The following is a 25,872-nucleotide window of genomic DNA, read 5'->3' on the forward strand; positions in this document are numbered from 1 at the left end:
GAACGTTGATCCATAGAATATCAATTAATTTTTATATTAATCTTAGGGAGTTGAAATTCATTATGGAAAAAGCAAAAATGACGGTAGATAAAGATTTTACTATTGGTGTAGTGGATAAGCGCTTGTACGGATCATTTATTGAGCATCTGGGACGTGCCGTCTATGGCGGGATTTACGAGCCAGGGCATCCATCAGCGAACGAACAGGGTTTCCGCACAGATGTGCTGGAGATGGTCAAGGAGTTGAATGTACCGATTGTACGTTATCCTGGAGGTAATTTTGTATCCGGTTACAATTGGGAAGATTCGGTTGGACCTGTGTCAGAACGCAAACGCAGACTGGAACTGGCCTGGAGAACGATTGAGACCAATGAATTTGGCTTTAACGAATTCGTGGACTGGGCAAAACAGGCTAATTCTGAAGTGATGATGGCCGTTAATCTGGGAACACGGGGTACGGATGCAGCTCGCAACATTGTGGAGTACAGCAACCATCCGGAAGGTTCGTACTATAGTGATCTTCGCATCAAGCATGGATACAAGCAGCCACATGCGATTAAAACATGGTGTCTGGGCAACGAGATGGATGGTCCTTGGCAGATTGGTCACAAAACGGCAGATGAGTATGGACGGTTAGCTGTTGAAGCGGCAAAAGTCATGAAGTGGACGGACCCGACGATTGAGCTGGTAGCCTGCGGAAGTTCGAATCTGAATATGCCATCGTTCCCGGAATGGGAAGCAACGGTGCTGGATCATACGTATGATCACGTGGAGTATCTGTCATTGCATCAATACTACGGCAATCAAGAGCAAGATACGCCAACGTTCCTGGCACGCTCGCTTGAAATGGATCGTTTTATCGATACCGTGAAGGCAACTTGTGATTATATCAAAGCCAAGAAACGCAGCAAAAAGACGATGTATCTGTCCTTTGATGAGTGGAATGTATGGTATCACTCCAATGAAAATGATTCGAAGATGGACCCTTGGCAGATTGCTCCGCCACAGCTGGAGGATATCTACAATCATGAGGATGCACTGCTTGTTGGCTGTATGTTGATCAGTATGCTCAAACATGCGGATCGGGTTAAAATGGCATGTCTGGCACAACTCGTTAACGTGATTGCGCCGATCATGACAGATACCGGTGGTGGTTCATGGAGACAGACAATCTTCTATCCATTCATGCATACGTCCCTCTTCGGGCGTGGAACAGCATTGGTGCCATTGATCCAGTCTCCAAAATACGATACAAAACAAATCACAGATGTACCTTATCTGGAAGCTATTGCGGTTCATAACGAAGAGCAGGGTGAAGTGACTGTATTCGCAGTCAACCGTCATCTGGAAGAATCCCTTCCGCTCGAGGTGGACCTGCGCAGCTTCGGGAAGTGTACCGTGATCGAGCATATCGTGCTGGAAAGTGATGATCTCAAAGCAGTTAATACGGCGGCACAACCAAACCGCGTTGCTCCTCATAATCGCGGTGGTGCAGTCATCTCCGATACACTGATTACGGCGAGCTTGGCGAAAGCATCATGGAACGTGATTCGTTTGAAAGTTCAGTAGGGGATTAGCGTAAAGGGATAGGACACGTTGGAGCCCAATGGCAGGTTTGATGCCTGAGAGGGAAGCCAGCGAACAGCGGATTAGCGTGTTCCTTCAATCAAAAAAGCTGGGTGCGAGTTCATCGCATCCAGCTTTTTTCGTTATATTTTATAGGGAAAGGGAAGGCATGGGAGATATGAGTGATGAAGTGGCAGACAAGGTAGCATATAAGCTAGGTAACGGCGTGTGTTGAAAATGAAGTAAATGGTCCTGTCATACGCATACGCGCTAACGAATCTAGGACACCTTATAGTGCCGATTATCGTTATAGTAGAAATTTAACGAATCGGAGACACGTTATCCTGACAAAAAGACGGATGAATCTCGGTAAAAGCGTGCCTAGAGCGGAAATAAGGTGTCTAGGATTCGTTAGAATATTAGATTTGCTGAAAACAGACTAATAGCGTGTGCTGAGTTCGTTACAATCCACCCACCTGTGTGAAAAGGTTAATTCTCTTCAGCTTTGATTCAGCGTAGCTTCCGCTTCAAAATTCAAAACTCAAAACTTTCGCCGTCGCGTGGAATGAGCACCTGACCATCCATCTGCTCGGTTGCCAGATAAGTGGCGAGATCCGTGCGTGATACCACACAATGGTTAATCGCATCCATGTGCACAGCGATGACATGAGAAGATGGCGCATGGCGCTTCACGGCGGCAACGTCTGGCCCGTCCATTGTAATGGGATCACCCTCCACGAAGCGTGCACCTCCGGCATTCACGACAATAACTTCAGGCGTATATTGGCGGATGACTTCAGCAGGTTCTTCACACCAGATGGTATCCCCCGCAATATAGGTGACAGGTTCTCCATCTGCTTCAAGTACGAAGCCGGACACCTTGCCCATACGTTCGCCGATTTCACCTGTGCCATGATGCCCGGATGTACGGGCGAATCGGACAGAGTGATGCTCATGTTTTTCATCTACAGCTGTTACATTCGTGAATCCAGCCTCCAGAAATACATTCTCGTCCCCAGGCTGGCAGATCAGGGGAATGTCTTTGCCAAGTTGTTTCGCCGCGGCTTCATCCCAGTGGTCCAGATGGGTGTGTGTCACAATCAACAGATCCGGATTCAGATAATCCGTTTCGAGTTCAGGCAGACCGACTCTCGGGTTACGTAGCTCATTCGGTGTGTTTGGAAAAGCAGGCATGACTTCGGCGTCCATCAACATCGGATCAACGAGAATGTTCAGCCCTCCGTATTCCAGCCACAGTGTAGCATTGCGAATCAATTGAATTTTCATTATATTTGCACTCCTTCGAGTTGTTTAATAGTATTACCCTATATGGTATACAACCCGTTTAACGGCGTACATAACATGATGAATGGAATTAGGCCACGCTAATTTCACCGTGAAAGGATTGCTGAAGCAAGATGAATGAAATGATAGATGACACGGATATACGTATTTTGCAGATTCTGATTCAGGATGCCAAACGTTCTCACAAAGAGATCGGTGAAGAGGTTCATCTCACGGGACAGGCCGTTGGTGCAAGAGTGCGCAAGCTGCAAGATCTGGGTGTAATCGAAGGGTACACGGTAAAATGGAACCCGGAACGCCTTGGCCTCGGCCTACAGGCCTTTGTCACAGTTTTCTTGAACTCCGGCGACAGACATGCTGCCTTTCGTACATTCATTGCTGATCGTAAGGACATTGTTGAAGTCCATCGCGTCAGTGGAGAAGGCTGCTATCTGATGCGGGTGCAGACTGGCACCACAGAGCAGCTTGGCCAACTGCTTGAAGCGTTGTTACCTTACGGCAATTACAAAGTCAGCCTGTCTATAGGTGTAGAGAAATCACAGTGATGTGTGGGGAACTTGCCCTCATCCATCCCGGTACTCAACGATCCTGTTTCTGTTCCTGCAAAGTCCTCTGAAGCAAAGCCACAGCCTGGTTTAGCTCTTTTTTGCTCAGCAGATGATCTGTCTGAATATGAGACCGTGTGCCGTCCTTTAAGTACAGGACAAACATGGGAGAAGCAGACAGGAGCCACTTGCTGCGGGCAGGTGAGGCGAGTTCGACTTTGCGAATCTGGCTCCAAGCAATCTTCCGTTTGCCCGTGCTCAACGCATCATCATCCCAGGATAACAACACGGCAGGGGTTCTGGTTAGTCGTGACACAAACATGAAGAATAGCGGTCCGATCAACCACATACCCAGCACGGCTGCGATGGAATAGTATATCGTCTCCAGTCTTTCGGCTTGTCCGTCCACGATGATCCATAATAAGCTCACGCACAAGAGAAGGAACAGGAAGCATAGACTTCCCTTCCATAGAGCTGTGCTGCGTCGGTAACGAATCTGCTGATGGTCACGCTTGGGTGTTTCGGGTTGTTGCATAGATGTTCCTCCTAATTAACAATGCTGATCGATATGCCAAACGGGCCGCCTGCATGAGCAGAGCGGCATGTTCAACGTTCTGTATTTACTATAACTCAGGTTCATTACCCTGATTTAGCTGAATTTTTACCTGCATCACGCGCATGGGTGTACAAGTCTGCATACACGCCTTTGGCTGCGATCAGTTCCTGGTGCGGTCCTTCCTCCACAATCTCCCCATTCTCCATCACCAGAATTCGATCGGCATGCATCACCGTGGACAGGCGGTGAGCAATGACAATGGTGGTGCGTCCCTGGGATACCGATTCCAGCGCCTGCTGCACGAGCTGTTCAGTGTGTGAGTCCAGATTGGCGGTTGCCTCATCCAGGATGAGCACTCGGGGTTGGAACACCACAATCCGGGCAAAGGAGATCAACTGCCGCTCCCCGGCGGATAGTCCGCTTCCGCGTTCGGATAGATGCGTATTATATCCTTGTGGCAAACGTGAAATCATTGCATGTGCTCCGACAAACCGGCAGGCCTCAATCGCCTGCTCTCGCGTAATATCCTCACGAAACATTCTCACATTATCAATGATGGAGCCGGAGAACAGGAAGGGTTCCTGTTGAATCAGACCCACGATCCGATGAAGCTTAGCCTGCGGCAGATGCCGGATATCGGTACCGTCAATCTCGATACTGCCCTTGTCTACATCATAGAAGCGATTGAGCAGGGAGATCAGTGTGCTTTTGCCAGCGCCGGTTGTTCCCACGATACCTACCATTTCACCCGGATAGAGGTGCAGGTTCATCTGTTGGATCAAGGGCCGGTCTGCCCGATAACCAAACGACACATCGTTAAAATCAATCTGGCCCATCACATTTTGTGGTTCAAGCGAGGAGGCCATCCCGGGTTTGGGATCAGCAACTTCAGGCCGTGTATTCAGAATGTTCCAGATGCGATCCATCGAAACGGTAGTAGACTGGAACGTATTCCACTGCATTGTAATCTGGTTAATCGGTTGAAAGAATTGGCGAATATAGCTGATAAACGCATACAGTACTCCGACTTGCAGGGACTCTCCCAGTACGGCGCGACCTCCAAGCCAGACCATCATGACCAGTGCCGCATTGCCAAGGATATCAAACGTCCGGTTGAAGATGACATTGGAACGGGCTTGCGCAATGTTGGCTTTCAGATGGAGCGCATTCTGTTCCGAGAAACGTTTCTTCTGTTCTTCCTCCTGGTGAAAAGCTTGAATCAGGAACATGCCGGATAAGTTCTCCGCCGTAAATGCGATCAGACGGGAAAGACGCGTACGGGCATTCTGATAAGCTTTTCGCAGTCGACTACGGAATAATACCGCAACCACCGCAATGACAGGCAGAACGATCAGGGAGTATGTCGCCAGCACAGGATCAAGTTGGAACATAAAAACGATAATGAGCACCAGCATCATACCATCCCGAATCAGACTGAGCAGTACTTGAGTGAAAAAGCTGCTGATGGTCTCCGTATCACTGGATACGTTCGTGACCAGACTGCCGATATGAAAACGGTCAAAGAAGGACATGGACATCTTGGAGATATGCTTGAACAGGTCCTTTCTGATCCGGGATACAATGTTCTGTCCCACATGCTGCAACAGATTATTCTGGATATAGGTAAAAATAAAACTGATGACAGCCAGCCCAAGAAAGATGGCTGCGAGCTGAACGAGAAAGCCCACACTGGTCTGGCCCACGGCCAGATGATCATCGATGGCGATCTTTACCAGATAGGGTTGCAGCAGATCTGCCGATATGCCAAGCAGTGAACAGAAGAAGATACCGGCAAAAGCCCATTTATGCGGTTTGGCGTATGCCATCATCGCCTTAAACGAAGTTCGTTTACTCTGATCGTCTTCTGCATCTGGGTGAAGTTCAGCGTTAGCGTTAGACATGATGTAATCCCTCCTCCTGCAAACGGTAGGTGGCCGCATATAACCCCTTGGCAGCCATCAACTGCGCATGTGTTCCCTGTTCAGCGACTCGCCCTTCATCCAGAACGATAATATCGTCCGCATGACGGACCGCGCTGATGCGATGAGAGATGATTAATGTAGTCTTGCCCTTGCCGATCTCGCGCAAACTGCGCAGAATACCACTCTCGGTGACAGCATCAACCGCGCTCATGCTGTCATCCAGAATAAGTAACTGTGCTTGCTTGATCAGTCCTCTTGCAAGACTGGTTCGCTGACGCTGTCCACCAGACAAGGTGAGTCCACGTTCGCCAAGCAGTGTATCGAAGCGATCAGGAAAACGGACAATATTATCATAGATCATGGCTTGCCGTGCACTATGTTCCACTGTATCCAGCGATACTTCCCGGTCGCTGAATGCGATGTTATCCCGGATGGTGGTACTAAACAGGAATCCATCCTGAGGGACATAGGCGATGCGCGATCTTAGACTTTCCAGCAACAGCTGCCGAATATCGGTACCATTGATGCGAATTGTTCCTTCAGGTGGTTCATATGTACGCAGCAATAGCTTAACGAGGGTACTTTTACCCGAGCCGGTCTTGCCTACAATACCGACCGTTTGCCCGGCACGGATATGGAGTTGAATGTTTTTGAGAGCAGGAGATGAACTGCCAGGATAGGAGAAGGTTAGATTCTCCATGGTAATATCTTGTACGGTTTGGAGCGATGTGGCTTCAGGAAGTTCACGCACATCCGCTACTTCGCTGAGCAGGTCATTCACCCGCTCGAGTGATGCGCCTGAGCGCTGAACGGTATTAATAACATTGCCGATCTGTTGAAGCGGTCCCATAATAATGCGCAGATATAAGGTTAAGGCGACAAAACTCCCGAGTGTAATGGAATTCTGCATGGTCATAATACCTCCGACAAGCAGAGAAACGACCAATGAGATGGCTCCCAGTAGCGGGAGCAAGGCTTGAAACAAGGAAGACAGACGAACGAGTCGAAGCTGTTTGCTCTTGATCTCATCGACGGTAGTTCCAAAGCGCGCACGAGCACTATCTTCAATAGCAAACGTCTTGGTTACGCGAATGCCGCCCAACTGTTCTTCTGCAGATTCCGTCATGGTTGCAAGAGCTTCCTGCACGTCGCGAGAGCGCTTGCGAATCCGCGGACCAAAAAACACGACCAGAAATGGAATCGCCAGCAAAGGAACAACACTGATTAGAATGAGCGTCAACGGAATCCCGCTAAGCAGCATCATGACAATGCAGGACAACAACAGGAAGGTGGCATTGGTCATGAGCGTCACGCCATTGGATATCGCTTCACGTACGGAAGTGACGTCATTCATGACATAACTGAGCAACTTTCCGTTTCCCTGTTTCGAGAAATAATGTTCGCTAAGTTCGGAAAACTTACTGAATATACGCTCGCGCGTCATGAATTCGAAGCGTCGACCGAGCTTCATAATCATGAATTGCCCTGTACCGAAGAGCAGATTATACCCGATGGCAATAGCCAGAAGGGACAGGCTGTACCTTACGACCGTCTGCATCTGAAGAGAGTTCTGCATCAACTGATCCGTGAAGCTGCCGAGTATGCGGGGCAAAGATGCTTGCCCGACATTGGAGGCGATGATCAGAAGAACAGCAACCAGGTAAACAGGCCAGTTCGACACAACATAACCGCGAAGTAATCCTTTCTTGGACATAAGCGTTGTTCTCCTTTTGTTATAGGTGAAGTCAGTTCAGGCAGGTGGAGTCAAGAAAAGGGCCGACACCTGTTATTAGCGCGTCGTGCCCTCTTACTGTATGCGATCCAGTTCGTTGTTTATCCGTCATCCGATAGATTTCTCTATTCTTATTTTTGCGCTAATCCGAATCAATGTCAACGAAGCCAGTTAGCAAAAAGCAGGTGATCGGATTATCGGCGTTGGAGAAGGGTTCTATGCCGTGTTCTCCTGTTGTATTCACCAGATGTCGAAATTACTGAAACATTTTCTAGGGATGCCCCGTCTGTAGGAATGAAGAGGTTAAAAATAGGCTTTACTAATCATATGGAGGTGCCAGGAAATGAAACATAAAAAAGGATTGGCTGCAACACTTGCGCTCTGCGTTTCTTTGACAGCAGGAGGTGCATCGGTATTTGCTTTCACAGATGTGAAGGATGAAGGTCAGAAGTCGGTTGTGGATTCATTGAAATCAAAAGGTATTGTTAACGGAGTAACAGCGGATCTGTTCCGTCCAGATCTTGCATTGTCCGAGCCACAGGGTGTTCAACTGATTGTGAATGCATTTGGTCTGAAAAATGAATTTGCGGAAGCATCCGCTCAGAATAAAATCAGTCCGGATACGTGGTATGCCGATGCGGTGCAGGCCGCTACTCAGAATGGACTGTCCATTCCGGTTGAAGTGAACCCGCAGGGCAAGATGACGCGTGAACTGTTTGTCATTTTGCTGAATGAAGGGATTAACACAACCGGGAATTATCCGGTCATCATGAAGTATAATCTTGTTAAGGACGAAAATAAAATCGGTAAGGACGCCATATCTGCAGTCCAGAACCTGCTGAACATGAACATCATTGAACTGGATAAGGACGGGAATTTCCGTCCAGATCAGTCGCTTACCCGTATGGAGGCTGCAAGCATGATCTTTAATGCACTCGAATTTGTGGATAAACACGGCAATGGCGGCTCAGCAGAGCCAACTCCAACCAATCCAGGTGAAGGCCAACAAGCGATTGTACCTGAAGTAACAACGACAAAGGTTGATGACAAAACAACCAAAGTTAAACTCAGTGCTGAAATGCCGCATCCTGGTTATGGATTGAAGATTGATGATGTGAAATTGGAGAAGGATGGACGCGCTATCGTGCTCTATTCCATTATTCAACCTGATCCAGACATGATGTATCCGATGGTTATCACCAATGTGACTGCAGAAACGGATATCCCAACAGGGTATACAGCAGAAGCTCAACCTTCTGGTAAGTAAATTCACTGCAAACCCTACAAACTGAACATGGTTAAAACGGATGTGTATCTTCCAAACCACTCTCCATACATGTATGGAGAGTGGTTTTTTATTTGAGTTGAAACTGTACACAGGTTTTCATATGATCATTTATATTACATATTGTGTTATTTATTCTATCATTTTTTATGAATGAAATGGAAATCTGCTTAGGTTGTAAAGCCAGTTCGTGTTAGTGGAATGGCTTTTTTTAATGATCTTTTCCGAAATATCTACTATTTTCAGATTCCACACCTTGTGCAAAATCTACATACTATGATTCCATATTTCCAGTGTTTATAAGCGTTTATGTATCCTGAAGGTAAAGATAAAAACAACATATATACGAAAGAGGGAGGAGAAATATAGAATAAAGGCAAGCCATTACAGGCTTGTAGTGCGCGAGAGATATATGATAGATAATATTACATTGCATCACGTCGGTAAAACCTTGAAACCTGCAAACCTTAGAATTCAGTATGATGGCTGTAGACATCAATACCGTGTCCCATGCGTATATGTGGGTTTTGACTTTAAGGTCTGTTTTCTAACCTAAGTTCGGATCTGACATCTTTCAAGTTCATGTGATGAAACTCTCAATGACAACTACAGGAGGGAAATAGGTCAAATTCTACATGTTTTATACCCCCGAAATGACAATGACAAGCTGGCAACAAAAGTGTAAATCCCTGTTGTAACAGTATATTCCGTGATTTTAGAAGTGAAGATTGAAATGGCATATTTACGGATTAGGCAATGAACCATAAACTCGGTATGTAAGCGTTACCAAAAAAGGAGGAAACAACTGATGCAACCAGATGGGAAGTCCGCCTTATCGCAAAACTTATCGGTATACACCAATCCGAGCAGTAAGAAAAATAAATTATGGAGAAGGACGATTCGGAACTGGGAGTTGTATCTGTTTATTGCGCCAGCCTTTTTATACTTTCTGATATTCCATTATGGTCCGATGTACGGCATACAAATTGCATTTAAAAACTTTATTCCAACGCTTGGTGTCACAGGAAGCCCATGGGTCGGATTCGATCATTTCATCCGATTCTTCAATTCGTATTATTTCTGGGATTTACTATGGAATACCCTTAGCATCAGCTTGTATGAGTTGGCCATAGGTTTTCCGCTGCCGATCATTCTTGCGTTAGCGTTCAATGAAGTGAAGGATTCCTTCTTCAAGCGTACTGTGCAGACCGTCACGTATGCACCGCATTTCATTTCGGTCGTGGTGATGTCGGGGATGATCATTACCTTTTTATCACCCTCGTCAGGCATGATTGTCAATTTGGTACAGGCCCTTGGATTCCAGGCACCTCAATTCCTGACGGACCCTGCGTGGTTCAAGACAGTGTATGTACTGTCAGGAGTCTGGCAAAGTGCAGGCTGGGGCACCATTATATACCTTGCCGCTCTATCAGGTGTGGACCCGCAACTGCATGAAGCGGCTGTGGTGGATGGCGCGAGCCGGTTCAAACGGATTTTGCATATTAACATTCCAGCGATCATCCCTACGATCACCATCTTGTTAATTCTGAATATGGGCAGTATTCTGGGCGTCGGATTCGAGAAAATCCTGCTGCTGCAAAATCCGCTGAACATGGGCTCGTCCGATGTCATCTCAACATTTGTCTATCGGTCCGGTCTGGTTGATGCGCAGTACAGTTTCTCTACGGCGGTGGGATTGTTCAACTCCGTAGTGAATGCGATTCTGCTTATTACCGTGAATCAGATTGCACGCCGCACCAGTGAAAACAGCCTGTGGTAAAAGGAGGGAATACACATGTCATCCGCTGTGAAAGAAAGCAGAAGTGATAAATTGTTCTTATTGTGCAATTACATCTATCTGACGGTAGCGCTCGTCATTGTGCTGTATCCGCTGTTATACATCATCAGTGCTTCAATCAGTGATCCCAAATATGTAGCCTCTGGTGAGATGTGGCTACTGCCAAAAGGGATTACGTTTGAAGGTTACGCCCGGGTGTTTGAGAACACCAACATCTGGATTGGGTACAAAAATACGATTATCTATACCGTTGTAGGCACCATCGTTAACCTGATTGTTACACTACCGGCAGCCTATACGCTCAGCCGCTCGGACTTTGTGGGACGCGGATTCTTCATGGCGATGTTTATGGTAACGATGTTCTTCGGCGGAGGGCTTGTCCCAAGTTACCTGCTGGTCAAGGATCTTGGTATGGTGAACAGCATGTGGGCACTTATTCTGCCCGGGGCTGCATCCATCTGGAATATTATCGTATGCCGGACGTTCTTCCAATCGACCATTCCCAAGGAGTTACAGGAAGCGGCGCATATTGATGGGTGTACCAACACCCGGTTGTTCATCAAGATTGTGCTCCCGCTTTCGATGCCAATCATTGCAGTGATGGCGCTCTTCTATGGAGTCGGACACTGGAACAGCTATTTTAGTGCCATGATCTATCTGAATGATTCCTCCAAGTACCCGCTACAGCTCTTTCTGCGCCAGATTCTGGTGCTTCAAGAAATGGCTGCTCAAGGGGGAGGCGCTATCGATACGTCTTCAGCCACGGCGATGAATACCAAAGCGGAGATCGCTGCACTGGTTAAATATGCCGTCATTATTGTTGCCACCCTACCTGTCATTGCGGTGTATCCATTCCTCCAGCGTTACTTTGTACAGGGTGTTATGATCGGTTCCGTTAAGGGATGATCTTAATCCATATACCACATTAAACAAGGGGAGTTGTTGTTATGAAAAAGCTTCGCAAGGCTTCATCCATTACACTCTGTCTCACCTTATTCGCAACATTGCTTGCAGCTTGTGGTTCAACCAATGAAGACGGAAGCACGACCACCAAAGTAGAGGGGGTCAAAAAGGAAGGTTTCCCCATTGTAGACAAAACGCTAACGTTAAAGGTCATGTCCCAGGATGCGGGCGTAGCCGACTGGAGCACGATGCCTGTGCTGCAAGAAATGGAGAAACTGTCGGGCATCAAGCTGGAATACCAGCTCTCACCAATCGACAGCTTTGAAACGAAGAAAAATCTGGTTTTCGCGAGCGGAGACTTGCCGGATATGTTCTATGCTGCGGACCTCAAGCCAGCCGAACAGGTGACTTATGGCAGCCAGGGCATCCTGATCCCGTTGGAAAAATACATTGACGAAGGTTACGCCCCAAATATCAAAAAAATCCTCGATGAAAACCCGGATGTTCGTAAATCATTTACAACACCTGATGGGCATATGTATGCACTCCCATTCATTGATAAAGCGGCCGTGTGGTATAGAGGCCCAATGTGGTACAACGGGGAATTCTTGAAGGCACTTAACGTAGAAGAGCCCAAGACTACGGAAGAATTGTATACGTATCTCAAGCGTGTAAAAGAAGAAGATCCTAATGGCAATGGCCAGCAAGATGAAATTCCGCTTACTTCTGTAAAACTGGATGATCTTCGCATGTTTTTCTTCGGCTTCTGGGGAATGTACAACGAAGGCATCTATTCCGATAAGGACGGTAAAGTTCACTATCCTTATCAAGAAGAAGGTTACAAAGGTTATCTTACATTCATGAACCGCTTGTGGAAGGAAGACTTGCTGGATCATGAGACCTTCTCTCAAACAGGTGATCAGAAAAAAGCTAAAGGTGAAAGCAACAAACTTGCACTGTTCAACGATTACCATCCATACTTCACGCTCGGTGGTGAACCTAGCACGGATCATCCGCTGATGACACCAGTGAAGAGCGAGGTGGCAGACTCTCCGGTATACGGCAAGCATCCGGGCATGTCGGCTCGCGGTACCTTTGCTATTACAAGCAGCAACCCGTCACCCGAGGCGACGATGCGATGGATCGATTACTTATACAGCTATGACGGTGCGACACTGTTTAATCAAGGTCTGGAAGGTGTGCTGTGGAAATTCAAAGACAAGGAAAATCACGTTAAAGAGTGGCTCCCCGTTCCCGGGGGTGGGGATCGTGAGGAATACCGCGGTAAAATCACGCCGAACTTTGGTATCTTGACACCGGGTATTAATGATCCGGATGTAGCGAAGGGTCTTCGCACCGAATTTGATGAGTGGATTGACCAGCAGAATCAAGAGAAGTTGGTACCTATCGGAAAAGCACCATTTCCTAACGTTTATTTGACGAATGAAGAGCAAAGCGAAGCAACCGCTCTATTGTCTGACCTGGATACGTACGTCAAACAGATGGAAGCGAAGTTTGTGACAGGCCAAGAACCACTTGAGAACTGGGATAAGTACATTGCACAGATGAAGAAAATGGGGAGTGACCGTATCATCGAACTGTATCAGGGGGCATATGACCGCTGGAATACTGGAGAATGACCTAAAGATTTTTCACAGATAAGGACTCTCGAAAGAGGTGTGGACAGATATGCAGAAATGGTTTGAAGAAGCCAAACTGGGGATATTCATCCACTATGGCATCTATGCGGTGGACGGGGTTGCGGAATCCTGGTCCTTCTATAATGGCAGGATATCCTATGAAGAATATATGAAACAGTTGGATGGTTTTACGGCATCGGAATTCAATGCTGAGAAGTGGGCGGACTTGATTGAGAAGTCTGGTGCCCGGTATGCCGTATTAACAACGAAGCATCATGATGGCGTTGCGTTATGGGATACGCAATATAGCGATCTCAATGTTGTCAAACAGACACCAGCGAATCGGGACATTGTGAGGGAATATGCGGAAGCGATTTGGGAAAAGGGCATTCATCTGGGGATGTATTACTCGCTCATTGATTGGTCACACCCGGATTATCCTAGCGTGTATGAAGGTGGAAAAGTACCGGAGGATCTCAGCAGTGTCAACCGACATTCAAGTCCTGTGGACGGCGTTCAAGATCAGGCAAAGTGGCAGAAGTTCCTGCAATTCAATAACCATCAACTGGAAGAGATTTTAACAAATTACGGAAAGGTGGATCTGCTGTGGTTCGATGGGGACTGGGAACGGAGTGCCGAGCAGTGGAATCTGCCGGAGTTCAAGCATTATCTGCAATCTTTTAACCCGGATATCATCATCAACTCCCGCCTTCAAGGTTATGGGGATTACAAAACGCCTGAGCAAGGCATTCCGATCACAAGACCGGAGGGACCCTGGGAATTCTGCACCACGATCAATAGATCTTGGGGTTATGTGCCAACAGATCATAAATACAAATCGTTAAATCAGATCATTCGAATGTTCTGTGACTGCATTTCGATGGGCGGTAATATGTTGCTGGATATCGGTCCGCGTGAAGATGGCACCATCGATCAGAGGCAGGAGGATATTCTGCTTGGGCTGGGAGCATGGATCCGAACCCATGAAGAGGCCGTCTTTGGTACGGGTGAAGGTATTATGCCTCGCTATTATCTGGGGGGAAGCACCGTATCCGAGGATCGAAAGACGCTGTACCTGTTTGTGTATGACGATCCAAAAGAGAATGTGTGCATCAAAGGTCTCTGCAATCCGATCAAGAAAATTACCGTGCTGCATTCGGGCAAAGAGCTTAATCATGAGATTCATGGGGGCGTGCCTTGGTTCAATATCCCGGGGACAACGTGGATCAAGATGACCCTGGAGGACACGCATGAACAGGTGACCGTTCTTAAGCTCGAATTCAATGAGGAGCTGGAAATGTACGGCGGCTCTGGAGCCGTTGTCACCCACAACTAACCATTACGGGGAGGGCGTGTGCTGGTAGATGCATGCCCTCCCTTACGAATTGGAGAGAGTGACATGAACAGAAGTGGAGTGCCAGAACCCAGGATTGAGTATGCTCCCAAACATTATATATGCAAGCGTGCGCAGGAACCGTTGGTGTTAGACGGTCGTGTGGATAAGGCATTTTGGAATGCGGCTCATTGGACGGAGGATTTCGTTGATATCGAAGGTGATCTTCGTCCGAAGCCAGAGAAACAAACACGGGTAAAAATGCTGTGGGATGACGACTATTTCTATTTTGCTGCCGAGCTGATTGAAGATCAGATCTGGGCTACTTTGACTGAACGTGATTCGGTTATTTTCTATGACAATGACTTCGAGATTTTCATCGATCCCGACGGGGATTCCCATCAATATTATGAGTTCGAGATCAATGCGCTCAATACGGTATGGGACCTGTTGTTAGTGAAGCCTTATCGGGATGGTGGGCCTCCGGTTAACGGTTGGGATATCAGCGGTCTCAAGACGGCCGTATATATCGATGGGGAACTGAACAGACCTGGTGCAGAGAACCGGAAATGGAGCGTGGAAGTCGCGATTCCCTGGGCCAGTCTAAAGGAATGTGCCGAAGGAAACCGTCTACCTGCGCCGGGTGAGTTCTGGCGTGTCAACTTCTCGCGTGTGGAGTGGCAAACCGAGGTACAGGACGGTGAGTACCGCAAGGTGCTGAATCCAGATTCGGGTAAACCTTATCCGGAGGACAACTGGGTTTGGTCACCTATGGGTATTATCAACATGCATTACCCGGAGTTATGGGGTTATGTTGTATTCTCGGAGGATGACGGAACGGATCAGTCGTTTGAGTTGCCGGAAGACGAACGAATCAAATGGGAGCTTCGCAAGCTCTACTACCGTGAACGCAATTATTATGAAACCCATGGTGAATTTACACAGGATGTGAAGCTGCTTAAGGGTGAGGAATCGTGGAGCTGTGAGCCTATAATTGAAACGACTCGCAGCCTGTTCCAGATTACTGCGCCGTCTTCGGACGGAACGGCCTTGATCTGTATTCGGGAAGACGGAAAGCTGTGGAAGGAGTGAGAATGCTATGACCAGCCAAACCTTGGTATTTTCCCTTGATGCACAGTCATTGGAGAGAATCGAGCAGAAGTTCCAGGAGAAGGTACGTTTTGCAGAGGCACGCAAATCGGAGTTGTTTCATATTTTTCAGCAGGAGCTAACACAAGAAGAGACATGGGCATTGAAGTATGTCTATGCCTATATGCCGGTAAACGACATGGCTGATTATAACGGGGACTTGTTCTTGAGCCATGTGCGCCAGGCTTTGGACACCCGCAAACGTGTGCCATGGGGAGATCGCGTTCCGGATCATCTGTTCCTTCATTTTGTGCTGCCTTATCGGATAAATACGGAAAATATTGAAGATTACCGCGGCTTGATGTATGGCGAATTAGTCGAGCGGACTACGAACTTATCCATGGCAGATGCCATTCTGGAGACCAATTACTGGTGTCATGAGAAAGCGACCTATATTGGCAGCGATTTGCGCACGATATCACCGCTGACGATGATCCGGAATGCTCGTGGTCGATGCGGCGAAGAATCCACGCTGGCGGTAGCCGCTCTTCGCAGTATCGGTATACCTGCCCGTCAGGTCTACACACCACGCTGGGCTCACTGTGACAGTAACCATGCTTGGGTAGAAGCCTGGGCAGATGGTCAATGGTATTACATCGGGGCATGCGAGCCGGAAGCCCGTCTGAACCAAGGGTGGTTCAGCCCGCCAGCCCGCAGGGCCATGCTGATTAATACGAGGATCTATGCCGACTATCCCGGACCAGAGGATATTACGCTCTCGGAAAAGGGATATACGGAAATTAATTTACTTGAGAACTATGCGCCCACACGCAACATCTATGTGAAGGTGAAAAATGAGCAGGGAGAGCCCGTACCCGGCGCGAGTGTTCGTTTTGAGCTGTACAATACGGCTGAATTCTATCCGATTGCCGAGATTAGGACGGATGCACAAGGGGAAGCGACCTTTAAGACTGGCTGTGGTGACCTTTTGATTCGTGCGGTCAGCGGCGGTAAGTGGAGTGAGATCCTATTCAAGGCTCAGGAAAATAAGGATGTAGAGCTTGTGCTGAACTCATCAGAGCAGCCTACAGGGATTGTAGATTTCGATATGGTTCCTCCTCCGGAAAGGGAGGGAGAGGTCGTGGTTGCATTACCAGAAGAGAAGATTGAGATTCATAATCGTCGTCTGGAGGAAGGAGCGCAGACCCGGAGCGAGTATGAGGACACGTTCCTGAGTGAGGAGGAAGCTGTCTCGCTGGCTAAAAAGGTTGGACTGCCCTCGGTACGTGTGTGGGATGTTCTCCGCAAGGCACGGGGAAACAGCCGGGAGATTGCAGCTTTCCTAGAGGAACGTTCCAATCCATACGATGAGTGGCCGCTCCGGTTGCTGGAGTCGATGAATGAAAAAGATTTAATTGATACCTTTCGTCAGACGCTGGATGATCATCTGATTGGTGCGCTCTCGCAGCAAGGATCATGGGCGGAAGATACGTTTGTAAGATACATCCTGTGTCCGCGGATCTCCTATGAGATGCTGGTCCCTTATCGGGGTGTATTCCAGAATGCCTTTTCGGCAGATGAGGCGGCAGCGTTCAGGGAGAATCCCTCGACACTTGCCCGAATGCTGGAACAGCAATATGAATACTATGACGATCTTCCTAATCTAAAAGGCAAAGGGAATCCAATAGGGACGTTTAGTCTAATGAAGGGAGACTCTCAGTCGCTGGATATTTTGTTTGTGGCTGTATGTCGCAGTTTGGGTATTCCGGCCCGATTACATCCGAGCGCACAGAAACCACAGTATCTAAGTGACAGAGGCTGGAAGGATGCAGTGTTTAGCCTCACCTCACCTCTAACTCAGGAGAGCACAAGCTGGGGATTGCTCCAACTTCGTAGGGATATAAAAGTTCCGCAGGATACACCAGAAGCATCTTATTTCGAAAATTTCTCGTTTGCCCGTCTGGAAGATGGCGTCTACAAGACGTTGATTTATCCTTATGGCAGTACGAATGTCTATAGCGAGCCATATGAGGTTGAGGCAGGAGCTTATCGCTTAACGACAGGCATTCGTCTGAACGATGGAACGGCAAAAGTACGATTCGTTTACTTTACCGTGCGCGCCGGAGATACCACTGAGGTTGTATTGTCTTATCGTGAGACTGAGGTTGATATTCCTGTACTGGGTAAATTGGCACCAGGAAGTGTATTGACCCGTCTGGATGGTTCAGAGGTAGAACTGGAGGAACTTCTGGGATCGGAGGGTGCCATTGCAGCCTGGATTGAACCGGAGCGGGAACCGACCAAACATCTGATTCGTGAACTGTGTGAGCTGGCAGAGCCGCTGGATAAATTGGGTATACCCATCGTACTCATGATCGGAGATATGGAATGGAACGCTGCCTTTGACCCTGCTGGTTATCCAAAGCTGCCTGTACGCACGGTTTTTGTACGAGATTCCAGTTATGCTTCCTTGTCCGGCTTCAATTCGAAGCCTGCCGCTCATGAAGCAGGTTATCCGCATCTGTTCGTGCTGGATACTCAGCATCAAGTTCGTTATTCGGCTTCCGGGTACAAGATTGGTACTGGGAAGGAAGCCTTGCAGATTGCTGCTACGATATCTCAATCATCGAACAGATCGGAGTGAAGAGAGTGACGAAATATATTGCTGCCGGTTATGCTGTTGATTCAGTTCTCCCCGACATGACACATGAGGATCTCTTGAAGTTAACACATCTGAACGTAGCCTTCGGACATGTCAAGAATGATGCAATCACCACCGAGCATCTAAAAAACGGTCGCGTTATCCAGAACATCAAGCGGGAGCATCCAAATCTTACAGTGCTGTTGTCTGTAGGCGGATGGAGCGCTGGCGGTTTCTCTGAGGCCGCCTCAACCCAGGCGGGGAGAGACAGCATGGCTACTTCGGCGGTTAGGGTGCTGGAGGAATATCCATTTGACGGGATTGATCTAGACTGGGAATATCCTTGTTACGGTGAAGCTGGTATCGCATCCAGCCCAGATGATAAACGGAATTTTACCTTACTTCTCAAGACGATGCGGGAGGCACTGAGTGCCAAGGGAGAAGCGGATGGCCGTCATTATCTGCTGACCATTGCAGCAGGGGCTGATCAATACTACGTTGATGGTACAGAGATGGCTGAGGTGCAGCAGTACCTGGACTACGTGCAGTTGATGACCTATGATATGCGTGGCGGTTTTCAGGTTCTGACCGGACATCATACGAATCTGTACACGCCATCAGGAGATCTGTTTCGAATCAGTACGGATGCTTCCGTGAACCTGTTTGTTTGCGCAGGCGTTCCGAAGGAGAAAATTGTGATTGGAGCTGCCTTCTATTCCCGGATCTGGACTGAGGTTCCTGACCGAAACCACGGACTCCATCAAATGGCCGGCAGCACAGGCGGCTACGGTCCGTCATTTGCCGAGCTGGAAGCGAAGTACATTAACAAGAATGGTTACACCCGTTATTGGGATGAAGAAGCCTGTGCACCGTTTTTGTTTAATGGGTCCAGCCTCATATCTTATGATGATGAAGAATCGATCCAATGCAAATGTGATTACGTAAAGGATCAAGGTCTGGCCGGGATCATGTTCTGGGAGTACGGCTGTGATCCAACTCACCGTTTGCTAGGTGCAGTGCATCAAGGACTGAAGGTTCTTCCGGCTGGGAAAATCGGATAAGGCCGCCAGCCGCGACGAATCAGATTATGTCTACGGACTAAAAACATACGAAGGGGCCGTCCTATACGTTATGAGCATGACGTATAGGACGGCCCTTGTTTGCGTTGTTTTGGTCTAATGAATCAGGCACATGTTAGAAGATGTCTCCCTTTATCCAATACATTCCTCGTCATCATCATCAGGAGAATCGGCGGAGCCATTGGGACGGTGCATTTTACGGTATTGCCCTGGGGTATAACCCGTCTCTTTTTTGAATTTGCGGATGAAGTTTGGTGTATCCAGGTAACCGACACGCGTGATGATATCTTTTAACGGATCGGTTGTATGCAGCAGTAGTCGAATGACCTCATCCATCCGTTTCTGCCAGATATATTGGGTAAAATTCATGCCGATCTTTTCTTTAAATGAACGACTGAAATAGGATGAAGAGATCGTGAATTTCGATGAAATCGTACCTAAACTGAGATCATAATCAGAGAAATTGGCATCGATATAAGCCACGATTTCATCCATAAGAGAGCTTTCTTCCGTCTCACTCTTTGCCTCGACATGGGCGCAGATTTCGGCGGCAAGGCCTGTCAGTTTTTTCTCCAAATCCTCCAACGAGTCGTAGGAAGTGACTCTTGGAAGTTGATCAACCACATGATGGATTCCAAGCTCCGAAGCGGTTTTGAGCATTGTATTCAGAATATCAAAGCAGATGCAACGCAGCAGCGGTACAGATGGCATTTCGGATTTCAGGGTATTCAACGCAGTTGACACCATCTGAACTGCCACATCATAGCTGCCTTGTTTCAAGCTCTGAACCAGCTTTAATAACACATCCTTAGGGACCCAGAAGGAGGAATCCTTTACATCGGAACCAGACAGGTCGTTAAAGTATGTACTGCTGCCCTGTCCATGCAGCATCGATGCTTCCAGAGCGGTCGAGGCCTCAATGTAGGACTGATTCAGCTGTTTCGGATAAGTGTACCGATTGCCTATCCCGATTGCGGGCGCGACCCCGGTGTGTTCTGTCACTATCCATTGCAGTTTCTCAACAATAGGCTCCATACGGGTATTCAGGCTACCTTCATGCCCAATTTCGGCATCGAATCCCACGATAAGGGCCAATTGGTCTGCCTGTGGCAGCTCTACGCCGTAAGCATATGCAGACAACTCGGGCAGGTCCACATCGTTCATCAGCTGCATGACAGTAGGTTGCTCGGGGTTATCACCGATAGGAAAAGCACGCATTTCCCAGCCCATGATCATGACAAAATAATGGGATCGGTTAAAGCGTATACCAAGCTTATCCGTAAACTCAGAGGGGAAATCTCCGGTGTGACCGTGCTTCAGCAACATGAGCAAAATGTGATTGCGAGCATAGGGCTCCTGAAGATCTACGCGCTGACTATAATCATGCAGTGTTTTTTTAATCCATTCCAGCTCGTTGGTGGTGGAGGATGGATCAGGATCATTTTTCAACCGAATGAACTCCATTAAGTCTGAAATCGGATGGTACTGTCTTCGGGCCAACATAATGGCGAGGAACGTGCCCATCACCACCATTAAGGAGAAAACGAGAACAACAAAGGTGCGAATATGAACGATTCGGCTAAAAAATTGGTTGCTGGGCATAGCGGTTACATAAGTCCAACCCGCATCCGATTTAACGGATACAACCGAATGTGGTTCTTGATTTAAGGAGATGCTGTGCGTTCCGGGTTCAAGAGCAAACAGAGCGTTAACTTCCTGTTCGGATATGATTTCTCCCTTGTAATTGGCTGCCAGTACTTGCCCGAAATTATCGAAAATATAAGTCATCCCGTGATAGTCGCTGAGGATGGAATCAATTAAGCCCGTCAGATTGGACTCGTGTATCAAGTACATGACGGTTCCATGAGCGGGCGTATTGTTAGGTGCAATCGGTACAAGGTATGCCAGCATGGAATTGGGTATTCTGGTTCCTTGGACGACCTGCTCCGCTGGACGTATTGTGGGGGACTGTACGTTATTCAAATCCCGGATCATGTCTGTTTTGTTCCACGTAGTAAATTTGTAGCGGCCAGTGAATACATCCAGGTTCTCAGAACCTTGAGAAGAATAGATGTTATCATCTTCACGGAAGAACAGGAATAACTCATCGATAATGGAACTGGTGGCTTTGTATTTGACCAATGCGCCGATTGATTCCCGGCTATAGTACGGATGGTGGGTCCAATACCGCGTTAACTGCTCATCGTAGGCGATGCGAAAAGCGATGTCTTGGAGTTCTTTCATGCGATCATCAATGACAGTTTTGGCTTGAGTGAGCTGATTGACATTGGTCTGTTCAATCTCTGAACGGAGCGTGTCCACAGCGTTGTGATAAATAATGATGGTTAAAATAACAAGAGGGATAAGGAAAATGGAGATATAGGATAGGGTGTACTTAAACAGAAGCTTGGACTTGAAGTGATTCCATTTCATATCTGCAACCTCCCGTTTATCTTAGTGCTGCAGCGATAGCGCTCTCATATGGGCAGTGAAGTTATTGCCAAGATGGGAGCTGCTGGGGTGTTCCTTCTAAAAATACTAGGAGAACTTCTCTAATAAAGCAATGGTTCTTTTATAAATTCCAGTGCAATCCGTAAGAAAGATTTAGCTATAGCAAAATCCCCTCAAAGTTCACTCATTTCCTTATGCTACCACACAAGGCTTTTCAAAGAGTATCTACTTTAAGGGGATAATTCTAGCTGATCATATATTATATTTTCTATTACTGAATATAGGAGTTAAAACGATTATTCGTCCAGAGGTTCATAGTCAAACCAATCGTAACTCGCAGGCGTACACTCCCCCGATGGAGCATAAGCGTACATGGCGATCATCACACCTGTGAAACCACTTGCCACTTCGGTAGATAACAGATGTGTTTCTCCTGAACCCACTTCGATGGCATCGGATGAACCTTGCTGGTAGAGGAACGTGAAGTGATTACGGTCAGCCTTGATTTGTATTACAACCGGCCCCTTGTCACAGTTAAGCGCCTGTTCGGTTCGCAGAGAGCCGACGGTTCGCCGCAATACGATTTTCTTCTGCCCATCGACCTGTGTTACAGCCAAATCGTAATGATATTTATCATTCATAAATAAGGTTAGTCCAGCTTCCTCACCGTTCGCATTTGGCTCATAACGCAGCTCGGTTGCCATTTTGCATAAGAAATGGCTCAAGCGACGTCCGACAAAGGCTGGATTTCCTCCATCATCGAGTGAAACCGGCTGACCCCGCAGGATGAGTTGCCCGGGATTTTCTGTGAGTGTCCAACTATTCGGAGCCGGGTTCCGTAAGAAAATCCAGTTCATGTCCAAAATGTCCAAAGTTGGTTCGTCAAAATGATCCCGTATAGCCCGAGGTGACCAAGGATGCTCAGGCAATGAAGGTCCGGTCATCTCTGGTTCAATATGTCCGTCCACACCGATTATCGGCCAACCGTCATCCGTCCAAGTGACAGGTGCCAGGAAGGTCTCGCGTCCCAGATGGTGTCGCATGGGGTAACCTGCTGGACGAAGGCCCAGACATACGGCCCACCAGCTTCCATCCTGGATCTGGACAAGGTCTGCATGACCGGTTGCGTGAATGCTGGATTTCATGCTCCGATTGGACAGAATCGGATTATGAGGACACGGATCAAATGGTCCGTATGGCTCTGTGCTCCGAGCGATGGTTTCCATATGGCCATACTCGGTTCCACCTTCGGCGATCATCAGATAATAGAGGCCGTTTATTTTATACATGTGGGGAGCTTCGGGGGCTGCTCCTCCGGTTCCAGTCCAGATCAATCGACTATCGGTTAGTCTGGCTCCGGTCGTGATGTCTATCTCAGATTGATAGATGCCCTCACCTTCAACGCCGTTACAGGCCGTTTGAAAATACACAGGTCCATCTTTATCAAAGAGAAAAGAGGGATCAATGCCACCCTGATCAACAAAAATCGGTGCAGACCATGGTCCCTCAGGTTGGATGCTACGTACATAAAAATTTCCGCCGCCGCTGACATTGGTTGTTGTCATATAGAACCAGCCACCATGGTACCGGAGTGTTGGGGCAAAAATACCGCCAGAACTGCCTGCGTTCGCTAAAGGGAGTTGCTCAGTTGTTGTGAGGACATGGCCGATCTGTCGCCAGTTCACAAGGTCTTTGCTGTGGAAGATGGGCACACCAGGGAAATATTCAAAGGTACTGGTTACCAGATAATAGTCTTCATCTACACGGCAGATACTTGGATCTGGGTAAAACCCCGGAATGACCGGATTGGTATATTTCATCATTTATGCTCCTATTCATTTCGAGAGTTTAGTATGAATCTGGACACATTGAAAATCCCTGCTACAAGGCGAATTATAACGCTTATAAGTATATGGAACCTTGATTTTTCGGTCCTGGAATAGCATGATATAGACATTCAACCCAACATGGTTTGCGGAGGGGGATGCTTTTGAGTAATGCATATTTGAGATGGTTTACCTCGGACCATCAACAATTTCCGTTTTTTATTCAGTACGGTGGACATGTTGAGGACATGGAGCTTCATAATCATATGGATTTTACGGAACTTGTGATTGTTCTGAATGGTCATGCAACCCATGTGGTGAACACCGAGGAATTTTTTATTAAAAAAGGGAACGCATTTGTGATTAATGGCGACACCCATCATGCGTATAAAGACCCTCATGATTTTAGGATCTGTAACATTATGTTCAGTCCCGAGATGCTTGCTTCGGCGGGGCCCGATCTGAGAAAATCTAACGGCTTCCAAGCGCTGTTTGTTTTGGAACCGTTTTATCGTAATATTCACTCCTTTCCGAGTAAATTGGCGTTATCCATTTCCAGTCTGGAGTATGTAGAATCACTGATATCGTTCATGATTGAGGAGTATCAGAGTAAACAGCAAGGGTATCAGACGATGTTGATCTCACGTCTTACGGAGATGGTTGTTTATTTGTCGAGGCAATATGATACGCAGGAGAAAGGGATCGAAGGTAATAATCTGATGCATCTGGCAAATGCCATTTCATTTATTGAAGATCATTATCTGGAGCCACTGTCGCTAGAGGATATTGCGGGGAAGTCGAATATCTCCATAAGGCATCTGAATCGGATTTTTCGATCCTATTATCAGATGACCCCGATCTCTTATCTGCAAAAGTTGCGTCTGGAGAAGGCATGTCATTTGTTGAAAAACGGGAATCTGTCCATCACGGAAATTTCGTATGAATGTGGATTTAACGACAGTAATTATTTCACCCGCCAGTTTAAGAAAGCCTTTGGCAAGTCTCCCAAAACATACAGGCAGACTCATTAATACATGACCGAATATAAAACACCAAAACAGGGCCTCCTCATAGGGAGGTCCTGTCTGCTGTCTCAGGGAAAAGGGGGAGTTCAATAGTTCAAGAGCCGTCCGTTGTCATGCCACTGACCGTACATTTTATTTTCCTTTGTGTGGGTTATGAACTTATCCAATCTGCTCTGGAATAATGCTGGCTGATTCTTAACACTTTGGATCGTATCGATCCGAACGTTTTGATACAGGGTAGGGAAGGCCATGAAATTTGCATAAACCTGATGGTCTTCTTTCAGCCTTTGTTCGATCACACCATCAATTATGAAAGCAGTCGGCTCCATAACAGGAAGAACCTGTCTACCCTCGTCATGCATGAAGCCCAACTTTTCAAGACGACGGACACGTTCCTTGTTCAATTCAGTCCATGAGCTACGTTTACTCCTAGGAGATAATCGCTGTGCTAATTGAGTCTCGGATATTTTCTTTTTGACTCCATCGATCCAGCCAAAGCACAGCGACTCCTCAACCACGTCCAAATACAGCAGGGTATTCGGCACGGGTTTTATGCTTATTATTACCCAGCAAGATTTCTCAACTTTTCCATGTGTCTGCAACCAATTTCTCAATTCATCCCTCGACGTCATGGGGATACAATTTACATTTTCCATCCGATTGTCAACTATACTTGAGCCGGTTCCTGATACCAAAAGAGTGAATAGTCATTCATGATGGAGGCATGCCCCAATTGACGTAGCATGGTAGAAACATTGCCTCGATGATAGGTTCCGTGGTTAACCACATGGATTACTATATCGGATAAGCTGGTTTCGCGAACTCCTGCAAATGGATTATCGAGTAGAGTGGTTTGCTCCAGATCAGCATGGCCTCGTAACCACTCACTGTATTGTGTCGACAGGTCGGTAAAACGTTTGATGTACTCATCTACAGAACCGTGAATCTCACCATTAAGCAGTATACATGCTTGCAGTGCCTCGGGCATACTGGTGCCATTCAATACCTCGTACCACATTTTATCTACCGCGTAGATATGGCTGAGTGCGTGAGCAATAGTTGGATATGAACTGTTCGCTTCCTGACTCAGTACAGAAGAGGGCAGTTCCTTGATTCTGCCCAGGATGGTTTGGTTGGCCCATGCGTGGTAGTTATACATTTGTTCCGGATGATTCAT

Annotated in this window: 19 protein-coding genes; 11 read left to right on the top strand and 8 right to left on the bottom strand. The window is 47.4% G+C overall.

Annotated features, from left to right (window positions below):
* Positions 1–62: 62 nt before the first annotated feature.
* Positions 63–1,568, top strand: coding sequence for an alpha-N-arabinofuranosidase (locus tag MHH25_RS06090; protein ID WP_340019477.1), 1,506 nt, complete (start codon positions 63–65; stop codon positions 1,566–1,568).
* Between the two features lie 531 nt (positions 1,569–2,099).
* On the opposite strand, the gene MHH25_RS06095 is transcribed toward MHH25_RS06090, so the two are convergent.
* Positions 2,100–2,852: an MBL fold metallo-hydrolase gene (locus tag MHH25_RS06095; protein WP_340019478.1), complete on the bottom strand. Its 753-nt coding sequence runs from the start codon at positions 2,850–2,852 to the stop codon at positions 2,100–2,102.
* A 131-nt stretch (positions 2,853–2,983) separates the two neighbouring features.
* Here MHH25_RS06095 and MHH25_RS06100 point away from each other — a divergent pair, with 131 nt between their 5' ends.
* Positions 2,984–3,415: an Lrp/AsnC family transcriptional regulator gene (locus MHH25_RS06100; protein WP_127547951.1), complete on the top strand. Its 432-nt coding sequence runs from the start codon at positions 2,984–2,986 to the stop codon at positions 3,413–3,415.
* 34 nt (positions 3,416–3,449) lie between these two features.
* Here MHH25_RS06100 and MHH25_RS06105 read toward each other — a convergent pair whose 3' ends face one another.
* The 3 genes from MHH25_RS06105 to MHH25_RS06115 all read right to left on the bottom strand — a co-directional run bounded on the left by MHH25_RS06105 (position 3,450) and on the right by MHH25_RS06115 (position 7,607).
* Complete coding sequence (locus tag MHH25_RS06105; RefSeq protein ID WP_340019479.1) at positions 3,450–3,950, bottom strand: hypothetical protein; 501 nt, start codon at positions 3,948–3,950, stop codon at positions 3,450–3,452.
* 104 nt (positions 3,951–4,054) lie between these two features.
* Positions 4,055–5,872 (bottom strand): ABC transporter ATP-binding protein, encoded by a 1,818-nt coding sequence (locus tag MHH25_RS06110; protein ID WP_340019481.1) that lies wholly within the window; start codon positions 5,870–5,872, stop codon positions 4,055–4,057.
* On the bottom strand, positions 5,865–7,607 hold the full coding sequence (locus tag MHH25_RS06115; protein ID WP_340019482.1) for an ABC transporter ATP-binding protein: 1,743 nt from the start codon (positions 7,605–7,607) through the stop codon (positions 5,865–5,867). Before MHH25_RS06115 ends, MHH25_RS06110 begins: the two co-directional genes overlap by 8 nt.
* A 361-nt stretch (positions 7,608–7,968) precedes the next feature.
* On the opposite strand from MHH25_RS06115, the gene MHH25_RS06120 reads away from it, so the two are divergent.
* The 8 genes from MHH25_RS06120 to MHH25_RS06155 all read left to right on the top strand — a co-directional run bounded on the left by MHH25_RS06120 (position 7,969) and on the right by MHH25_RS06155 (position 19,375).
* Positions 7,969–8,892, top strand: coding sequence for an S-layer homology domain-containing protein (locus MHH25_RS06120; RefSeq protein ID WP_047841909.1), 924 nt, complete (start codon positions 7,969–7,971; stop codon positions 8,890–8,892).
* 826 nt (positions 8,893–9,718) lie between these two features.
* The gene (locus MHH25_RS06125) at positions 9,719–10,690 is read left to right on the top strand and encodes an ABC transporter permease subunit (RefSeq protein WP_036668763.1); all 972 of its coding nucleotides are present in this window, start codon (positions 9,719–9,721) and stop codon (positions 10,688–10,690) included.
* Positions 10,691–10,705: 15 nt separating this feature from the next.
* Complete coding sequence (locus tag MHH25_RS06130) at positions 10,706–11,614, top strand: carbohydrate ABC transporter permease (protein WP_340019483.1); 909 nt, start codon at positions 10,706–10,708, stop codon at positions 11,612–11,614.
* 41 nt (positions 11,615–11,655) lie between these two features.
* Positions 11,656–13,251: an extracellular solute-binding protein gene (locus MHH25_RS06135; protein ID WP_340019484.1), complete on the top strand. Its 1,596-nt coding sequence runs from the start codon at positions 11,656–11,658 to the stop codon at positions 13,249–13,251.
* Positions 13,252–13,300: 49 nt separating this feature from the next.
* Positions 13,301–14,587, top strand: coding sequence for an alpha-L-fucosidase (locus MHH25_RS06140; protein ID WP_340019485.1), 1,287 nt, complete (start codon positions 13,301–13,303; stop codon positions 14,585–14,587).
* 63 nt (positions 14,588–14,650) lie between these two features.
* Entirely contained in the window at positions 14,651–15,676 is a 1,026-nt protein-coding gene (locus MHH25_RS06145) for a carbohydrate-binding family 9-like protein (protein WP_340019486.1), read from the top strand.
* A gap of 7 nt (positions 15,677–15,683) precedes the next feature.
* A complete protein-coding gene (locus MHH25_RS06150) occupies positions 15,684–18,317 on the top strand; it encodes a transglutaminase domain-containing protein (protein ID WP_340019487.1) in 2,634 nt (877 codons plus the stop codon).
* A 5-nt stretch (positions 18,318–18,322) separates the two neighbouring features.
* Positions 18,323–19,375 (top strand): glycoside hydrolase family 18 protein, encoded by a 1,053-nt coding sequence (locus tag MHH25_RS06155; RefSeq protein ID WP_340019488.1) that lies wholly within the window; start codon positions 18,323–18,325, stop codon positions 19,373–19,375.
* A 150-nt stretch (positions 19,376–19,525) separates the two neighbouring features.
* On the opposite strand, the gene MHH25_RS06160 is transcribed toward MHH25_RS06155, so the two are convergent.
* Together MHH25_RS06160 and MHH25_RS06165 are read right to left on the bottom strand one after the other, a co-directional pair.
* Positions 19,526–21,826: a helix-turn-helix domain-containing protein gene (locus MHH25_RS06160; protein WP_340019489.1), complete on the bottom strand. Its 2,301-nt coding sequence runs from the start codon at positions 21,824–21,826 to the stop codon at positions 19,526–19,528.
* A gap of 314 nt (positions 21,827–22,140) precedes the next feature.
* The gene (locus MHH25_RS06165; protein WP_340020455.1) at positions 22,141–23,664 is read right to left on the bottom strand and encodes a glycoside hydrolase family 43 protein; all 1,524 of its coding nucleotides are present in this window, start codon (positions 23,662–23,664) and stop codon (positions 22,141–22,143) included.
* Positions 23,665–23,834: 170 nt separating this feature from the next.
* Between MHH25_RS06165 and MHH25_RS06170 the strand changes: the two genes are divergently transcribed.
* Entirely contained in the window at positions 23,835–24,701 is an 867-nt protein-coding gene (locus MHH25_RS06170) for a helix-turn-helix domain-containing protein (protein ID WP_036611501.1), read from the top strand.
* Positions 24,702–24,781: 80 nt separating this feature from the next.
* Here MHH25_RS06170 and MHH25_RS06175 read toward each other — a convergent pair whose 3' ends face one another.
* Together MHH25_RS06175 and MHH25_RS06180 are read right to left on the bottom strand one after the other, a co-directional pair.
* The gene (locus tag MHH25_RS06175; RefSeq protein WP_036611498.1) at positions 24,782–25,351 is read right to left on the bottom strand and encodes a YdeI/OmpD-associated family protein; all 570 of its coding nucleotides are present in this window, start codon (positions 25,349–25,351) and stop codon (positions 24,782–24,784) included.
* An 11-nt stretch (positions 25,352–25,362) separates the two neighbouring features.
* Complete coding sequence (locus tag MHH25_RS06180) at positions 25,363–25,872, bottom strand: DinB family protein (protein WP_340019490.1); 510 nt, start codon at positions 25,870–25,872, stop codon at positions 25,363–25,365.

This window comes from Paenibacillus sp. FSL H3-0457 (assembly GCF_037981725.1).
GTDB lineage: Bacteria > Bacillota > Bacilli > Paenibacillales > Paenibacillaceae > Paenibacillus > Paenibacillus amylolyticus.